We start from the raw sequence: 16,384 nt of genomic DNA on the forward strand, positions 1-16,384 counted from the left end.
TCCTAATTTACTCACTTCAAATTGGTAAATTTGTGTATACTAAACATGGACCCTAGAAAAAAGAGGTAACAAAGATGAAATCTACTACAATTACAATACTTGAAACTAGTGATGTTCACGGCAATATTTTTCCAATCAATTATGGGAGTAATGAAGCTGCTGAACTTGGCCTTGCTAAAATAGCGACCGTCATTAAAGAAGAGAAAAGTAGAAATAAGAACACAATCGTGATTGATAATGGTGATTTAATCCAAGGAACACCTTTAACCTATCATTATGTACGGTCAAAAAATCCTAAACAAAATCCAATGATAACCCTGTTGAATGATTTACAGTATGATGCAGCCGTAATCGGAAATCATGAATTTAATTATGGAATGAATGTATTGCAAAAAGCGATAAACGAATCAAAATTCCCGTGGCTGTCTGCAAATATCGTAAATGAAAAAGGGGAACCGTTTATCGGAAAACCGTATCTTCTTGTTGAGCTTGAAAATGGAGTGAAGGCTGCCATACTCGGTGTCACAACTCATTATATTCCAAATTGGGAGAACCCTGATCATATTAAAGGATTAATCTTCGATAATGCCTTTGAATCGACGAAAAAATGGGTTGAAAAAATTCGCAATGAAGAAAATCCCGATCTAATGATTGTTTCGTATCATGGGGGATTTGAAGCAGATCTTGAAACAGGCGAACCTACTGAAAAGCAGACCGGTGAAAACCAGGGGTATCGAATCTGTCAGGAGATTGAGGGAATTGATCTATTATTAACAGGTCACCAACATCGGTCACTTGCTAGCAAAGTAAATGGTGTACCCATCGTACAACCGAGCTTCAATGGCCAAGCAATTGGGAAAGTTACACTAACGCTAACAAAAAATAACGATAAGTGGACAATATCTGATGCAGTACCAGAACTTATTTTTGTGAACGAAATCGAAGCGGACGAAAGTTCACTTCTGTTAGTAAAAGAATATGAAGCCAAGACACAGGAATGGTTGGATCAACCAATTGGCCAGGTTATCGGAAATATGGCAATTGATGATCCGTTAAAAGCCCGGTTAAAGGACAATGCACTTGTTGAATTTATTAATAAAGTGCAAATGGATGCTGCCAAGGTGTCGATTTCAAATACTGCGCTTTTTAATAATGTCACAAAAGGGTTTCCGTCAAAAATAACAATGAGAGACGTTGTTTCTAATTATATTTATCCAAATACCTTAACTGTCATTCGAATCAGCGGGAAGGACATGAAAGAAGCTTTAGAAAGAAGTGCTAGCTATTTTATGATTGAAAATGGCGATGTAACAGTCAACCCTTCTTTCACAACACCAAAGCCACAGCATTACAATTATGATATGTGGGAAGGGATTACCTATATTTTTGATATTTCAAGGCCAATTGGAGAACGTGTCGTAGAGTTAACCTTTAATGGCGAACCTATTGATCTACATGGAGAGTATGATGTAGTCATGAACAACTACCGTGCAGGCGGTGGTGGGGAATACACGATGTTCAAGGATAAGCCAATCGTGAAGGATATTCCACTTGATATGTCGGAGTTGATTGCAAATTATATCCTTGAAAGAGGAACAATTGAAGCCACTGTAGATGAAAATTGGAAAGTTATCTGGTAATAAGAAAAGCGCAAGCGCCTTGGTAAGCCTCAGGCATAGCACAAGACGAGCCGGCGGGAAGGTTGCTCTTTAATCTTCTTGGCGGATTGGCTTGTGACCTCGAGCTGCTCAAAGCTAAAAGCTTTTCGCAAGATACTCGCAGAAACCTAAACCTATTCAAGGTGAAAACTGGCTAGGCGCTGGAGCTAGACAATTAAAATGCCCACGGATGAAAAATTCCGTGGGCTTTCTTATTACGCTATTCTTCCTTGTTTTGTTCGATGTTTGGTTGGATTAAGACTTCAACACGTCGATTGAGTTTTCGGCCTTCAGGTGTTTCGTTAGTGGCAACAGGTTCATACTCACCGAGCCCCCGAGCACTAAAAAGCCTTGGATCAAGCTTATTATTTTCTAATAAAAGACTCATAAAATTGACCGCACGCATGACACTTAAATGCCAATTGCTTTTAAACTCATGATTATTCATTGGAACTGTATCCGTATGTCCACTCACAATGATGTTTCGGGGTGGGTTCATCACCAATAACTCTGAAATTTCACGAGCAAGTGCAACATCCTGTGCTCTGACTTCTGCGCTTCCGGGATTAAAGAAAGCACCATCCTGAATTGTAACAAGTAACCCTTCATCTGCTAAACGGGTTTTAAGACTTAGATTTAATCCATTCTCAGTGATATAGCCGTCGATCTTTTTTTGCAATTCCTTAAGTTCTTCCTGTTCTTGTTTTTCTTTCTCTTTTTCGATCGCCGCATTATCAATTTCAACGGGAACTGGACTCTCATATTCTAGAAAAGAAGTACCACCATTAAAGACATTATTAAAGGAGCTTGCGAGATTTTTCAATTTCTGAGCATCTACATTACTTGCGGCAAACAGAACAATAAACAGTGCGAGCAATAATGTCAATATGTCAGCATAAGGCACTAGCCATGATTCATCCATATGCTCATCTTGTTTTGGTTTTCGCCTTTTTCTAGCCATCGATCATTTCACCTTCAGTCAAAACTTTCCCGCGGTCTTTTTTAGAAAGATACATTGAAAGCTTTTGCTCGATTGCACGTGGAGATTGACCTTCAAGTACAGACAAGACGCCTTCAATCATAACTTCTTTAATTTTAATTTCCTGCTTTGATTTTTGTTTTAACTTATTTGCAAATGGATGCCAAAGCACATATCCAGTGAAAATCCCTAACATGGTTGCAACGAAGGCGGCTGCGATTGCTTCACCAAGTGCATCTGTATCGTCCATATGTCCCAATGCAGCAATCAGACCTACCACAGCACCTAATACTCCAAGTGTAGGTGCATAAGTTCCTGCTTGAGAGAAAATCGATGCACCAGAAGCATGACGCTCTTCGATTGCTTCTATTTCTTCCGTCATGACATCGCGGATAAACTCAGCACTTTGTCCATCCACTGCCATACTTAATCCGTTTTTTAGGAATGAATCTTCTACTTCCGCTACTTTTACCTCTAGTGCTAGCAATCCTTCTTTACGGGCAACGGTTGCCCATTCAGAGAACATTGGAATTAGTTCCTCAACGGTCAACATCTTTTTTTCTTTAAAAAGGACCCCAAATAGCTGTGGTATTCTTTTTAATTCACTAGTTGGGAATGCAATTGTAACTGCTGCAATCGTTCCGATAATTATTATTAAAAAGGCCGCAGGATTGATTAGGGCTGAAAGTGAAACACCCTTTAAAACCATACCTACAAAGACTGCAATTAAACCGAGTATTACACCTATTAATGACGATTTATCCAATTTGTATCACCTATGCTTTCATACGTTATTACAAGAGTCGTGTTAAGTAAACTTCGAATCTATAATTCTACTATCCTTTATATCGACAATCAACGTGAATATTTTAGCGAAACTTATCATTTTCTGTGGAAGATTTCGTAGTGGCAAAAATATGCAGGAGTGGTTTACAATGAAAGAGTATACATATCTTAATCTCTTATGAAATGGGGAGCCTTTATGAATTTTAATGATTTTACGTATGTCCGTCCTAATATGGATGAAGTGGAGCAAACCTTTAATGTTGCTCTTGAAAAATTTAAAAATGCAGAAACACCTGCTGACCAAGATGAAGCAATGAAAGAAATCATTGCGATTCAACGAACAGTTGATACAGCTTTTAACCTTTGTTATATCAGACATACAGTTGATACAAATGATGAATTTTACAAGGAAGAACAGGATTATCTGGATGAAATTCAACCATTGGTGCAAGGATTAACAACAAAGTACTATGATGCACTTGTAAATTCGAAGTTCCGCACCGAATTAGAAAACAAATGGGGCAAGCAGCTCTTTGATTTTGCGGAAACACAGATAAAGACGTTCTCACCTGAAGTAGTTGAGGATCTCCAATTGGAAAACAAACTTTCATCTGAATATACAAAACTTGTCGCTTCGGCAAAAATAATGTTCGAAGGGGAAGAGCGTACGTTAGCACAGCTCCAACCATTTACAGAATCGACGGACCGTGAAATGCGTAAAAAAGCAAATGAAGTACGCTTTGCCTTTTTCAAGGAGCATCAAGAAAAATTTGATGATATCTATGACCAGCTTGTTGATGTTCGTACTCGTATCGCACATAAGCTAGGCTATAAAAATTTTGTTGAGCTTGCATATGTAAGATTATCACGAACAGATTACAATGCCGAAATGGTAGCGAACTTCCGAAACCAAGTGAAGGAGCATATCGTTCCATTAGCGGTGAAGTTACGTGAACGCCAAGCAGAGCGTATTGGACTTGATAGTTTAAAATACTATGATGAATCATTCAGTTTTAAGTCTGGTAATGCGGTGCCAAAGGGTGACCCAGAGTGGATCATTGAAAATGGGAAGAAGATGTATGAAGAATTATCTGAAGAGACAAAAGAATTCTTTAATTATATGATCGACACCAATTTGATGGATCTAGTTGCGAAAAAGGGGAAAGCTGGTGGAGGCTACTGTACATACATAAGCGATTACCAGGCACCGTTTATTTTCTCAAACTTTAATGGAACCTCAGGGGATATCGATGTGTTAACACACGAGGCAGGTCATGCATTCCAAGTGTACTCAAGTAGGCATTATGAAGTACCTGAATACAACTGGCCAACCTATGAAGCTGCTGAGATTCATTCGATGAGTATGGAATTCTTCACATGGCCGTGGATGGAGTTATTCTTTAAAGAGGATACAGATAAATATAAGTTTTCTCATTTGAGTGAAGCATTATTATTCTTACCATATGGTGTTGCGGTCGATGAATTCCAGCACTTTGTGTATGAAAATCCGGATGTTACACCTGCTGAACGCAACAAAGCATGGCGGGACATCGAGAAGAAATACTTACCACTTCGCGATTATGATGGTAACGAGTATTTAGAGGCTGGTGGATTCTGGCAGCGTCAAAGCCATATTTATACAACAGCATTTTATTATATTGATTACACATTGGCGCAAATTTGTGCGTTCCAATTTTGGAAAAAATCAAGAGAATATCATGAAGCAGCATGGGCAGATTATATTCACCTGTGCAAACAAGGTGGAAGCAAGCCTTTCACTGAGTTAGTGAAGGTCGCAAACCTACTTTCTCCATTTGAAGAAGGTACTGTACAATCAGTCGTTGGTGAAATTGAAGCATGGCTAAATAGTGTCGACGACAAACAATTATAAAACATGAGGACTGTGGGTGATACTACAGTCCTTTTTGTGCAAATTTTAAAAATAAACTGTTGTTTATGCAAAAATGCTTTAATAAGGATATAATAAAAACATCAAACTAATATTGAGGGTGTTTTCATGATTCATTTAAAAACAAAGCGAGAAATTGAATTAATGCGCGAAGCGGGACAAATATTGGCAGCATGCCATAAGGAAATTCGCAAACTGATTCAACCTGGAATTACAAGTCTAGAGATTGACAGCTTTGCAGAGGACTTTATTAAAAAGAATGGGGCTACGCCTGAGCAAAAAGGCTATAAGGGCTATAAATATGCAACATGTGCTTCCATTAACGATGAGATATGTCACGGCTTCCCGCGAAAGACTCCTTTGAAAAATGGAGATATCGTAACGATCGATATGGTTGTAAACCTTGGTGGCGCACTTGCAGATTCTGCATGGTCCTATGGTGTTGGGGAAATTTCACCAAAAGCACAAAAGCTTCTCGATGTCACTAAAACAGCAATGTACAAGGGGATTGAACAAGCTGTAATCGGCAACCGACTTGGCGATATTGGCCACGCCATCCAATCCTATACAGAGGGTGAAGGATTCTCAGTTGTTCGTGATTTTATCGGACATGGAATTGGACCAACGATGCATGAGGAACCTCAGGTCTTACACTATGGTCTTCCAAACAAAGGCTTGCGTTTAAAAGAAGGAATGGTCTTTACAATAGAACCAATGGTGAACGTCGGTAAATGGCAGTCAACGATGGATAAGAACGGCTGGACCGCACGTACAATTGACGGTAGCCTATCGGCACAATATGAACACACATTAGCTATTACACAAGACGGCCCGCTCATTTTAACTGACCAAGATGCATAAGAATGGAAAGTGTCACAATTATTGTGGCACTTTTTTTCATTAAAGAAAGGTATTGATTAATTTGGGGATAACGGAATCCGCCACCCAATGAAAATATAGTGGAAAAAGAGTGACAAGCAAGTTCCCGTATAAGCAATATCTGCAATAAAACCTCTTCGTCGTACCTGGCTCCTCAGCAATCGATGCAAAGACCGCTCCAACTAAACTAGTAAATATAAAAAAGCCATACCCAAATAAAGTGTCAAATCTCAGATTATACAAAATAAACCCTAGGGATGAGCCGTTTAAAAACAATAAGAGAAAGGATAGGGTTAAGAAAATTTTCGGAATTATGGACATGTTTTCCACCTCCATAATATATATGAAAAGGAAGATGGCGAGATGACAGGAGAATTTTGAAAAATGAGAGGGTTGTTTGGTTGTGTTGATGAAAAATTCAAGGTATAAATTTTCCAAAAATTACTTGTCGGGAACTCTGAAATATGATTAAATAAATCAACTAAATGACTTCTTTTGAAGAGGAGATAAAAACATGATAACTATTAAAAGATTGTCTGAATGTACACTCCAAGATGCTGTAGTTGCTTGGAATAAAGGATTTGAAGGTTACTATTTTGATATGAAGACAACGGTTGATATTTTTACAAGGAGGCTGATTTTGGAAGGGCTTTCTCCGACGTTTTCAGTTATTGCTTATGACAGGGATCGACCTGTAGGGCTAATCCTTAACGGTATTCGACTAGTTAACGGGAAGAAGGTTTCTTGGAATGGCGGAACAGGTGTTGACCCTGACTACCGGGGAAAGGGTGTAGGTCGTAAGCTAATGGAAGCTAGTCTAGCCATCTATGAAAACGAAGAAGTAGAAGTCGCCACCCTTGAAGCGATTAAAGAAAACGGACAGGCAATTTCCTTATACGAAAAGGTCGGCTATAAAATTGTAGATGAACTTGTTCATTTCCAAAATACAGGTGAATTATCGAAAGATGCATTTTTATCTGAAGACCATCCATTTACTTTTCTTAAAGGAATTCCAATCGATGCTTCAAAAGTCTCATTTTATAAAGCGATGGTTCCATGGCAAACTCAATGGAATAATGCACGAGATGGTGAATCAATCCTTGTAAAGGATGAAAACGAAGCAATTGTCGGATATGCCATTTATAAAAGGCTGTTTAATGAGGAAGGAAGGTTACAATCTATTATTCTATTGCAATGTGAGGCTGAGCCTTCTCATGATCAAAAAGAAGATATTGTAAGGGAACTCTTAAGAATGGTTTTTCGACAAGCAAACAACAATGTCACAAGAACAGCAGCGAATATGTCAGTGTCGAATAAAATGTTGCTTGGTTTATTAGAAAAAGAAGGATTTAAAGTAAAAGCAGAGCAAGTCTTTATGATAAAATGAATTATTAGAATATTTTTACCAATCGTGGTACACAACCAATTGTCAAATGGGGGAGGTAAATGAAAAAAATCATTTTACGTGATGTCACGATGGAAAATTTAATGGATGTCATTCGCTTGAAATCAGAGGATAAAGAGTTTGCACTATTCGAAAAATGGGTTGCTTCAAACGTTTTTTCACTTGCCCAGGCAAAAGTACAACCAGATTGGGTAACAAAAGCAATATATGATGGAACTCAGCTAATTGGATTTACCATGTTTGGTCTTGAAAATGAACGCAATCGCTTTGAACTATGTAGAGTCATGATTGATTATAAATACCAGGGAAAAGGCTACGGTACTGCCGCAGTGAAGGAAATTATTTCAGAAATGATTAGGACATTGCCCTATTGTGATGAGATTTACTTATCGGTTGTTCCGACAAACAAAGCAGCTATCCATGTGTATACGAACGCGGGATTTACGAAAACGGGGGAAATCATCAAAGGCTTTGTCGATGAGGATGTTTATTGTTTCAAGGTCTAGGGAGGAGTATGGAAGTTGAAAGCAATTCTAATTGGAATCGTCTCGTCGCTCTTTTTTGCCGTAACGTTTATTCTAAATCGATCAATGGAGCTTTCAGGTGGCAGCTGGCTTTGGAGCTCTTCATTACGATATTTTTTTATGCTTCCATTTTTAATAGGAATTGTTCTGATTAGAGGAAACATGAAGGAACTGCTTCATGAGTTAAAAACCAATCCTGTGAAATGGATTCTCTGGAGTACCGTTGGATTTGGGTTGTTTTACGCACCATTGACTTTTGCAGCTGCTTCAGGTCCAGGTTGGTTGGTTGCTGGAACATGGCAATTTGTCATTATCGCTGGTCTTCTAGTTGTTCCTTTTTTTTATAAGACAGTAGAAATGAAAAATGGAGTACAAAAAGTACGTGAACACATCCCGGTTAAAGGCCTTATTTTTTCTAGTTTTATATTTATTGGGATTATCTTGATTCAGCTTCAGGAAGCAGATGGGGGCATCGGAATGAAGATGCTGCTTATCGGAATACTTCCTGTAATAGTGGCCGCATTTGCTTATCCTCTAGGTAATCGAAAAATGATGGAGCATTGTAAAAATGATTTTGACACCTTTCAACGTGTTCTTGGGATGACATTAGCCTCAACACCGTTTTGGTTAATCATTGCCGGTTGTGGCGCTTTGACTGCTGGTTTGCCGAGTAAAGCTCAGGTGTTCCAATCGTTTATGGTTGGGATTTCCTCTGGGGTTATTGCGACCGTGCTTTTCTTTTTTGCAACGGAGCTTGTCAAGCATGATCAAAATAGGCTTGCTGCAGTTGAAGCAACACAAGCAACTCAGATTATTTTTGTGATTTTTGGTGAGGTTCTCTTATTAAACGCCCCCCTTCCGACGATGTATTCTTTCATTGGGCTATTAATGATTGCGGGGGGCATGGTCTTGCATAGTATGTTTTCGAATCGAAAGTCACCGATAAAAGTGAATAAAGTAGAGACAAAATCGATATAAAAAAATGCAGAGCTTTAGTGGCTCTGCATTTTTGATGGTGTCTTATTTTACGATGATCTTATTATCTTCAACGGTAACGTTCAAGCTTTTTTGGTCATCATTTTCTAATAGAACATCTGTGATTTGGTCTTCAAGCTGTTCTTGGATGACACGACGTAAAGGACGTGCACCAAAAGCAGGATGGTAACCAAGCTCAGCTAATTTTTGTTTAGCATCATCATCAATAGTGATGGTTACCTCTTGTTCTTTTAGAGTTGCTTCAAGATCGTGTAACATAAGATCGACAATTTGTAGCAAGTGATCTTTTTCAAGTTGTTTGAATTCAATGATGGCATCAAATCTGTTTAAGAATTCTGGCTTGAAGAAGGATCCAAGTGATTCAAGGATAGATGATTCCTTGTAAGCGTCTGTTTCAGCTTTTTCAAAGCCAACAGTAATTTTCTTAGGTCCGCCAACACCAGCATTACTAGTCATGATGATCACTGTATCCTTAAAGCTTACTGTACGACCTTGGCTGTCTGTTAGACGGCCATCCTCTAAAATTTGAAGGAACATATGTTGAACATCTGGATGTGCCTTTTCAATTTCATCGAGTAAAATGATGCTGTATGGGTTGCGACGAACTTTTTCAGTCAGCTGACCTGCTTCCTCATGGCCAACATAACCAGGAGGTGAACCAATGATTTTAGACACAGAGTGTTTCTCCATGTACTCACTCATGTCGAGTCTAATCATGGCATCCTTCGAACCGAATAGCTCTTGGGCAAGTGTCTTCGTTAACTCTGTTTTACCAACACCCGTTGGTCCAACGAAAAGGAAGGAACCGATTGGTCGATTTTTCGCCTTTAACCCAGCACGGCTACGACGCACGGCTTTCGCAACCTTCGAAACGGCTTCTTCTTGACCAATGACTTTTTTCGCAAGGTTTTCAGCGAGATATTTCATTTTTTGTTGCTCATTTTCTTGAAGCTTACCAACAGGAATACCTGTTTTCTTTTCAATAATTTGTTGGATATTTGCAACATCAACAAGATGTTCTTCTTTGTTTTCTGGATTATTTAATTGTTTTTCAAGAAGTATCTCTTGATGTCTTAATTTGGCTGCTAACTCATAGTTTTCTTCACTTGCAGCTTTTTCTTTTTCGGTTGCAATTTTTGCTAGTTCTTCCTCAACATCCTTTGGATCCACACCACCGGATACTAAGTTCATTTTTGAGCCTGCTTCATCCAGTAGGTCAATTGCTTTATCTGGTAAGAAACGATCCTGAATGTAACGATGTGATAAAGTTACACAGGCATGAATGGCTTCATCTGTATATTTGACACCATGGAATTCTTCATATTTTCCTTTAATACCTTCAAGAATCTGAATTGCTTCGTCAACTGTTGGTTCTTCAACAGTTACTGGTTGGAAACGACGTTCTAATGCAGCATCCTTTTCAATTTGTCGATATTCCTTTAAGGTTGTTGCACCGACAAGTTGAAGTTCACCACGAGCAAGAGCTGGTTTTAGGATATTACCTGCATCCATTGAGCCTTCTGCAGAACCTGCGCCAACAATAAGGTGAATTTCATCGATGAATAGGATAATATTTTTTCGTTTTTGAAGTTCGGTAATGAGCTGCTTCATTCTTTCTTCAAATTGACCACGAATACCAGTGTTCGCTACGAGTGATGCGACATCTAGTAAATATACTTGTTTATTTGAAAGCTTGCTTGGTGCTTTTCCTTCAGCAATTTGTAGGGCTAATCCCTCTGCAATCGCAGTTTTACCTACCCCTGGTTCCCCAATTAGAACTGGGTTGTTTTTATTACGGCGGTTTAAAATTTCAATAACACGTTGGATTTCTTCATCACGGCCAATCACTGGGTCAATAAGTCCAGCCTTCGCCATGTGAGTTAGGTTCCGACCAAAATGATCGAGAAGACCTCCGCCATTTCCTCCGTGTTTCGGTTGTGTTTGTTGTTGTTGGTTGATTCCCATTTGTTGACCGAAAGCATTTCCTTTAAAAAGATCATCAAATGTGAAATTAGGGAAACCGTACATTCCTGAAGGTATTTTCATGTTGTTCTTCTCCTTCGCATAACACTCACTGCAAAGTTGAATTTGTCGCTTGTCATTGTTCACTTGTACGTGTAACTGAACAGTAGCCTCATTTTTATTACATGCTTGACAAATCATAAACAACTACCTCCTTGAAATTTGACTATGTTTGACCAATTTAAGATCAAAGACTAAGGCCGCCACATCCTGTGGCAACGTCTTTGTGACCCACACAGTGTGAGCCTAGATAAATAGGTCGTGTATGATGTTTGACCATCTTTGACCTTATGTTTACATTATACTTTGACTATGTTTGACTTTCAAGGAAAAAGCGCTAGAAACTTTTTCCACGGACTTCGAAAGAATAGCTCGTCTTAATTTAAGAACTTGTACATATACATCAAGTAACACAGACAATTAATGAGGTGGCTATTTGTGCGAGGGAATTGGGGGGCAGCATTTCAAATCGGTGCAGTATATGTAGGAACAATCGTAGGAGCAGGCTTTGCAACAGGTCGGGAAATTGTTGAATTTTTTACCCAATACGGTGTGTACGGTTTGTTTGGAATCGGCGTTAGTGGTTTCCTATTCATATGGTTGGGGACAAGAATCATGATCATCGCGAACCGTATTCAGGCAAATTCCTATAAGGAATTTAATGAATATTTATTTGGTAGGAAAATTGCGTTTCTTGTAAATGCTCTTATGCTTTTAGTGTTAATAGGGGTAACTTCTGTCATGCTTTCAGGTGCCGGTGCAGTCTTTCATGAGCAATTAGGGCTGTCCTATCAGCTTGGAATCCTTATTACGAGTGCATTATCGATTTTTGTTCTTACATTTGGAGTCAAGGGTCTATTTGGTGTGAACACATTTGTTGTACCAATTATGATTTTTTTCAGTGTTGTTTTAGCCGTTGAAGTGCTATTAACGGATGCAACAAACCTAGTTCGTATGCCTGAGCTGGAGTCAACAAGTATTAAATGGATGATTTCACCATTTTTATATGCTGCATTTAACCTGACAATGGCGATGCCGGTTTTGGTTCCACTCGCTAAAGAAATCAATCATGAGAGAACATTAAGATGGGGTGGATTGATTGGCGGTGGCGCACTTTGTCTCATTTTATTGACAAGTCATATTTCATTATCGGCGCTCGCAAATGTAGGCAGTTTCGAGATTCCAATGGCTGAGGTTATGAAAAATTTCATGGCTGCTTTTTATTGGTTGTACATCCTTGTCATTTATGGAGAGATCTTTACATCAGTGATTGGAAACTTATTTGGACTTGAGCGTCAATTAAAAAACATGCTTAAATTACCGTCAATCTTGATTGTATTCGGGATCTTATCGATTTCTTATGTCATTAGCCAGCTGGGGTATGGCTCACTGATTTCCTTTTTATATCCTTTGTTTGGGTATATGAGTTTGATTTTATTAGTTCTGTTGGCAAAACCACTGAAACGCTAATTGATCAAATCAATAATCAGTCTGAAGAAGCCTCTAATGACGTAAATAAGAACACGAATGGGAAAAAAGATAATTTCAGGTATCGCGAAAAATACATCAGCTAGGAAATCGGAGAAGGTATATTTGCCATTTTTCGATTTCCTTTTTTTACGCTTTTTCATATTGACGCCTCCTATTGGTTAAAAAATAGGGAATAGCACGAGCAAAAATAAATTGAACACAAGGTGGGATAGGATTGTTAATAATATATTGTGTTGCCACATATATAATGTTCCCCAGACAACGCCCCCAGCAAATGTTGCAAGTAAGAAAAGCGGATTAAATGTGTATATATTTGCAGACATATATAGAAGGGAAGAAATGACGATTACGAGTTGTTTATTCTCGAATTTCGCTTCAATTTTCTTCTGAATAAAACCTCTCCAAAAAAGCTCCTCACCCGGAATGATGATGAGAAAGAGTGCAACAAAATGCCAAGAAAGGTGAGGTTGAATCTTTCTATATAAATGAGTAACATTGGTTAATTCATTTGGAAACAGGATTGCGGAACCTGATTTTCCGATGTAAAAAAGACCGTACATGAGTAACCCTGATAGTATGGCAACGGCAATGTTGACGATGGATGGAGGTTTGAAATCGAATTTTCCAAATGTGATTGCTGCTGCAGATAGTAGGAAAAAGGAAATTGTAAAAATGACCCAAAACGGAAGGTCAGATAGAAAACTTATCGCAAGTAATAGATGTACAAGAATAAATAGTAGAAAAAAATTTTTCATATGTGTCTGCCTCTTTTGTCAGGTTGTATTGTTATTCATTTTATCATGAGAGTGATTTTTTTAGAATAAATATCCGGTGGAGAATCATCCTAATGGTGAGATTCGAAAGAGGAGGAGATGTCCGACATGACACAATCAAAACGTCAACAAGAACGACAATGGACCGTTCGCAAGCAATCGCAAAATCCGCATGGAAAAGTGAAATCCTTCGAACAGTTAGCGGAAGAAGCAGGGAAGGATACAAAAGAATAAAAAGAAGTTGACGCACATGCTCTGGTTTGGGGTGTGTGCGTTTTTTAGAATGAGAGTATCCTAAAATATGAAAAAAACATCTTCAGAAGTTACTGAACACACATTCATCCACGAAATTTCAAATTTCCAATTCATTTTCATTGAGAAATATCGGGAACCGAAATATAATGAACTAATGAAAATCTGAATAGGAAAGAAGGATCTTTATGGGTCAAGATGAGATGAGGGAATATAAGATAGGAATCCTATACACAACGATTGCCTATATCGCATGGGGAGTGCTGCCTCTTTATTGGAAGTTAATCGACTACATCCCCGCGTTCGAAATTCTCGCACATCGGATTGTTTGGTCACTTGTGTTTGTGCTTCTGATTATTCTTGTTTCAAGAAAAGGGAAGCAGTTTCTCACAAGTATCAAAGATATTTTCAAAAACAAATTAAAGCTCATTGGGATCTTGGCATCATCAGTCCTGATTACAGTCAACTGGGCTACTTATATTTGGGCGGTAAATACGGATCATATAATCGATGCAAGCCTTGGGTATTACATTAATCCATTGGTCAGCGTCCTACTAGGCATCATTGTTCTTAAGGAACGTCTATTGTTTTGGCAAGGGATTTCCTTTGGATTGGCTGGAGTCGGTGTACTTATTTTAACCATTCAATATGGAAGTTTTCCTTGGGTTGCTATTACACTTGCATTAAGCTTTGGTTTTTATGGACTAACAAAGAAGCTTGCGAAGCTAGATTCATTGATTGGTTTAGGGATGGAAACGCTGGTAATTGCACCCATGGCCCTCTTTTATTTGACAGTTCTTTATAAGGGAGGAGTTGACTCCTTTTCAGGAGCTACCTTTGATGTGCAGGTATTGCTAGCGGGGGCTGGAGTGATAACGGCATTACCATTACTTTGGTTTGCCGCTGGAGCAAACAGAATTCCGCTTTCCATTCTAGGAATTCTTCAGTACATTTCACCAACAATCAGTCTTCTTTTGGGAGTATTCTTATACCACGAGCATTTTACTAAGGTGCATTTTGTCACATTCCTATGTATTTGGACCGCATTAGTAATCTACTCGTTCTCAAAATCTAAATTTTTAACATCACTTCAACCTAAATTTATGAAAAATAAATCATTAGGGGCGTAATTACAAAAAAGGGGAGCCGATTCAATAATCAGCTCCCTTTGGTTATATTGTTGCGATAATCTTATAGTTTTTATGATTGACAACTGTACGACTCTCTAATTCTAAATCTCTATAATTATCCATATATGTTAAGTCAACGATAACCGAGTTTTCGTTCACCTTTTCCACGATGCCTTTAAGGCCTTCTCTGAACTCAATGATATCCCCAATTTCTGCAATTCTCATCATGTCACCCTCCATCGCATTCTATGATTCTTGAATCTAAACCATAAACTGCTTTTATTTACAAAAAAAAACTTTTTTTTATATTTTGCCTTACTTTTGTATGAAAGTAAAGCGTTTTCATAGATATTTTATTATAATTTTATGTAAAAAATGTGACAAGCGTTAAAAAGTTTTTTATATTTAGTAAGGAGCCTTTGTTAAAGGGAGAGAAAAACAATGAAAGATATCGGATTGGTTTTAGAAGGTGGAGGAATGCGCGGTGTGTACACAGCAGGCATCCTTGAATATTTCATGGAACAGAAAGTATATTTCCCATATGTCATTGGCGTATCTGCTGGAGCATGTATGGCAGCGTCTTATTTATCAAGGCAAATGGGTAGAAATCGCACGGTAAATATTGATTATGTCAATCACCCAAACTATATTTCATTTCGAAATTTTGTTAAGCATAAGCAAATATTTGGGATGGACTTTATCTTTGATGAGATTCCAAATAAACATGTACCCTATGACTACGATGCTTTTAATCAATCAAAAGAAGAATTCGTAGTGGGGACGACCGATTGTGAAACAGGGGAACCGACTTATTTTAACAAAGAGGATTATGGCAATGATATGTTAAAGGTTATTCGAGCTTCTAGTTCATTGCCATTTGTTGCACCGATGATTGAATTCAAAGGAAAAAAATTATTGGACGGAGGCATCACAGATCCGATTCCCTTGATAAAGGCACAGCAGGACGGTCATTCAAAAAATGTCGTCATCTTAACACGAAATCGGGGTTATTCGAAAAAGAAATCAAATATGACATGGGTTGTCAGACGCTCCTATAAGCAATATCCAAATCTCGTAAAAGCAATTGAAACACGATACAAGCGTTATAATGAAACACTTGCGTATTTGGACCAAGAAGAAAAAGCAGGTAGGATTTTTGTGTTTAGTCCAACTGAACCACTTGAGGTAGGACGTGTAGAAAGGAATCCTGTTAAATTAACTCATCTATACGAACTTGGGCTGAAGGATGCAAATGAGCAGTTTGATAAGTTTCAGAAATGGTTAATGGCCTAATCAAAAGGTGTCTCGTTATGAGACACCTATTTTTATCAATCTTCTGGATTATAGTTACCTATAAAATACCCTTGCTATTGATCACAGGTACAGCCAGGGCCATGAGGGCCGTGTGGTAGCATGGTATCTGGTGCCCTTCCAAAACTTTGAGGAGCCATCATGCCGGGAGTACCGGTTCCCTGAGGACCGAAGCCACCCATCATAGGTCCGGCACCAGTTCCTTGAGGTCCAAAACCACCCATCATCGGTCCAGCACCAGTTCCTTGAGGTCCAAAACCACCCATCAT

At 38.5% G+C, this 16,384-nt stretch carries 16 protein-coding genes and 1 pseudogene; 10 read left to right on the forward strand and 7 right to left on the reverse strand.

Annotation, left to right across the window (positions count from 1 at the left end):
- Positions 1-74: 74 nt before the first annotated feature.
- Positions 75-1,640 carry a bifunctional metallophosphatase/5'-nucleotidase gene (locus V7138_RS09260; RefSeq protein ID WP_335396298.1) on the forward strand — a complete coding sequence of 522 codons (1,566 nt, stop codon included), beginning with the start codon at positions 75-77 and terminating at the stop codon, positions 1,638-1,640.
- A gap of 238 nt (positions 1,641-1,878) precedes the next feature.
- On the opposite strand, the gene motB is transcribed toward V7138_RS09260, so the two are convergent.
- Together motB and motA are read right to left on the reverse strand one after the other, a co-directional pair.
- On the reverse strand, positions 1,879-2,619 hold the full coding sequence (gene motB, locus V7138_RS09265; protein ID WP_335396299.1) for a flagellar motor protein MotB: 741 nt from the start codon (positions 2,617-2,619) through the stop codon (positions 1,879-1,881).
- Positions 2,612-3,403, reverse strand: coding sequence for a flagellar motor stator protein MotA (gene motA, locus V7138_RS09270; RefSeq protein ID WP_335396301.1), 792 nt, complete (start codon positions 3,401-3,403; stop codon positions 2,612-2,614). The genes motB and motA overlap by 8 nt, the downstream gene beginning before the upstream one ends.
- A 216-nt stretch (positions 3,404-3,619) precedes the next feature.
- On the opposite strand from motA, the gene V7138_RS09275 reads away from it, so the two are divergent.
- The 5 genes from V7138_RS09275 (at position 3,620) to V7138_RS09295 (ending at position 9,118) form a co-directional block, all read left to right on the forward strand.
- Complete coding sequence (locus V7138_RS09275) at positions 3,620-5,314, forward strand: M3 family oligoendopeptidase (RefSeq protein WP_335396303.1); 1,695 nt, start codon at positions 3,620-3,622, stop codon at positions 5,312-5,314.
- A 126-nt stretch (positions 5,315-5,440) separates the two neighbouring features.
- Entirely contained in the window at positions 5,441-6,193 is a 753-nt protein-coding gene (gene map / locus V7138_RS09280) for a type I methionyl aminopeptidase (RefSeq protein WP_335396305.1), read from the forward strand.
- A 532-nt stretch (positions 6,194-6,725) separates the two neighbouring features.
- Positions 6,726-7,598, forward strand: a complete 873-nt coding sequence (locus V7138_RS09285; protein WP_335396306.1) for a GNAT family N-acetyltransferase — start codon at positions 6,726-6,728, stop codon at positions 7,596-7,598.
- A gap of 59 nt (positions 7,599-7,657) precedes the next feature.
- Positions 7,658-8,122, forward strand: a complete 465-nt coding sequence (locus V7138_RS09290) for a GNAT family N-acetyltransferase (RefSeq protein ID WP_335396308.1) — start codon at positions 7,658-7,660, stop codon at positions 8,120-8,122.
- 15 nt (positions 8,123-8,137) lie between these two features.
- On the forward strand, positions 8,138-9,118 hold the full coding sequence (locus V7138_RS09295; protein WP_335396310.1) for a DMT family transporter: 981 nt from the start codon (positions 8,138-8,140) through the stop codon (positions 9,116-9,118).
- Positions 9,119-9,160: 42 nt separating this feature from the next.
- Here V7138_RS09295 and V7138_RS09300 read toward each other — a convergent pair whose 3' ends face one another.
- Complete coding sequence (locus V7138_RS09300; protein WP_335396312.1) at positions 9,161-11,299, reverse strand: ATP-dependent Clp protease ATP-binding subunit; 2,139 nt, start codon at positions 11,297-11,299, stop codon at positions 9,161-9,163.
- Positions 11,300-11,596: 297 nt separating this feature from the next.
- On the opposite strand from V7138_RS09300, the gene V7138_RS09305 reads away from it, so the two are divergent.
- The gene (locus V7138_RS09305; RefSeq protein ID WP_335396314.1) at positions 11,597-12,628 is read left to right on the forward strand and encodes a YkvI family membrane protein; all 1,032 of its coding nucleotides are present in this window, start codon (positions 11,597-11,599) and stop codon (positions 12,626-12,628) included.
- On the opposite strand, the gene V7138_RS09310 is transcribed toward V7138_RS09305, so the two are convergent.
- A complete protein-coding gene (locus V7138_RS09310) occupies positions 12,625-12,789 on the reverse strand; it encodes a hypothetical protein (RefSeq protein ID WP_335396315.1) in 165 nt (54 codons plus the stop codon). The genes V7138_RS09305 and V7138_RS09310 overlap by 4 nt on opposite strands.
- 18 nt (positions 12,790-12,807) lie before the next feature.
- Positions 12,808-13,404 carry a CPBP family intramembrane glutamic endopeptidase gene (locus tag V7138_RS09315; RefSeq protein WP_335396317.1) on the reverse strand — a complete coding sequence of 199 codons (597 nt, stop codon included), beginning with the start codon at positions 13,402-13,404 and terminating at the stop codon, positions 12,808-12,810.
- A gap of 126 nt (positions 13,405-13,530) precedes the next feature.
- On the opposite strand from V7138_RS09315, the gene V7138_RS09320 reads away from it, so the two are divergent.
- The gene (locus V7138_RS09320; protein ID WP_010283238.1) at positions 13,531-13,656 is read left to right on the forward strand and encodes a DUF6254 family protein; all 126 of its coding nucleotides are present in this window, start codon (positions 13,531-13,533) and stop codon (positions 13,654-13,656) included.
- A gap of 206 nt (positions 13,657-13,862) precedes the next feature.
- Positions 13,863-14,804 (forward strand): EamA family transporter RarD, encoded by a 942-nt coding sequence (gene rarD, locus V7138_RS09325; protein WP_335396319.1) that lies wholly within the window; start codon positions 13,863-13,865, stop codon positions 14,802-14,804.
- Positions 14,805-14,846: 42 nt separating this feature from the next.
- Here the strand turns inward: rarD and V7138_RS09330 are convergent, their stop codons facing one another.
- Positions 14,847-15,029: a YkvS family protein gene (locus V7138_RS09330; protein WP_335396320.1), complete on the reverse strand. Its 183-nt coding sequence runs from the start codon at positions 15,027-15,029 to the stop codon at positions 14,847-14,849.
- Between the two features lie 216 nt (positions 15,030-15,245).
- Here V7138_RS09330 and V7138_RS09335 point away from each other — a divergent pair, with 216 nt between their 5' ends.
- Positions 15,246-16,097 carry a patatin-like phospholipase family protein gene (locus tag V7138_RS09335; protein ID WP_335396322.1) on the forward strand — a complete coding sequence of 284 codons (852 nt, stop codon included), beginning with the start codon at positions 15,246-15,248 and terminating at the stop codon, positions 16,095-16,097.
- 74 nt (positions 16,098-16,171) lie between these two features.
- Here the strand turns inward: V7138_RS09335 and V7138_RS09340 are convergent.
- A pseudogene (locus V7138_RS09340) lies at positions 16,172-16,384 on the reverse strand (hypothetical protein); the annotation flags it as partial.

The organism is Bacillus sp. JJ1533 (assembly GCF_036965045.1).
Classification (GTDB): domain Bacteria; phylum Bacillota; class Bacilli; order Bacillales; family Bacillaceae_L; genus Ferdinandcohnia.

Coding starts and splice junctions, on each gene's coding strand:
- V7138_RS09260 (WP_335396298.1), top strand. CDS start 75: ATGAAATCTACTACAATTACAATACTTGAAACTAGTGATGTTCACGGC.
- motB (WP_335396299.1), bottom strand. CDS start 2,619: ATGGCTAGAAAAAGGCGAAAACCAAAACAAGATGAGCATATGGATGAA.
- V7138_RS09275 (WP_335396303.1), top strand. CDS start 3,620: ATGAATTTTAATGATTTTACGTATGTCCGTCCTAATATGGATGAAGTG.
- map (WP_335396305.1), top strand. CDS start 5,441: ATGATTCATTTAAAAACAAAGCGAGAAATTGAATTAATGCGCGAAGCG.
- V7138_RS09285 (WP_335396306.1), top strand. CDS start 6,726: ATGATAACTATTAAAAGATTGTCTGAATGTACACTCCAAGATGCTGTA.
- V7138_RS09290 (WP_335396308.1), top strand. CDS start 7,658: ATGAAAAAAATCATTTTACGTGATGTCACGATGGAAAATTTAATGGAT.
- V7138_RS09300 (WP_335396312.1), bottom strand. CDS start 11,299: ATGATTTGTCAAGCATGTAATAAAAATGAGGCTACTGTTCAGTTACAC.
- V7138_RS09310 (WP_335396315.1), bottom strand. CDS start 12,789: ATGAAAAAGCGTAAAAAAAGGAAATCGAAAAATGGCAAATATACCTTC.
- V7138_RS09315 (WP_335396317.1), bottom strand. CDS start 13,404: ATGAAAAATTTTTTTCTACTATTTATTCTTGTACATCTATTACTTGCG.
- V7138_RS09320 (WP_010283238.1), top strand. CDS start 13,531: ATGACACAATCAAAACGTCAACAAGAACGACAATGGACCGTTCGCAAG.
- rarD (WP_335396319.1), top strand. CDS start 13,863: ATGGGTCAAGATGAGATGAGGGAATATAAGATAGGAATCCTATACACA.
- V7138_RS09330 (WP_335396320.1), bottom strand. CDS start 15,029: ATGAGAATTGCAGAAATTGGGGATATCATTGAGTTCAGAGAAGGCCTT.
- V7138_RS09335 (WP_335396322.1), top strand. CDS start 15,246: ATGAAAGATATCGGATTGGTTTTAGAAGGTGGAGGAATGCGCGGTGTG.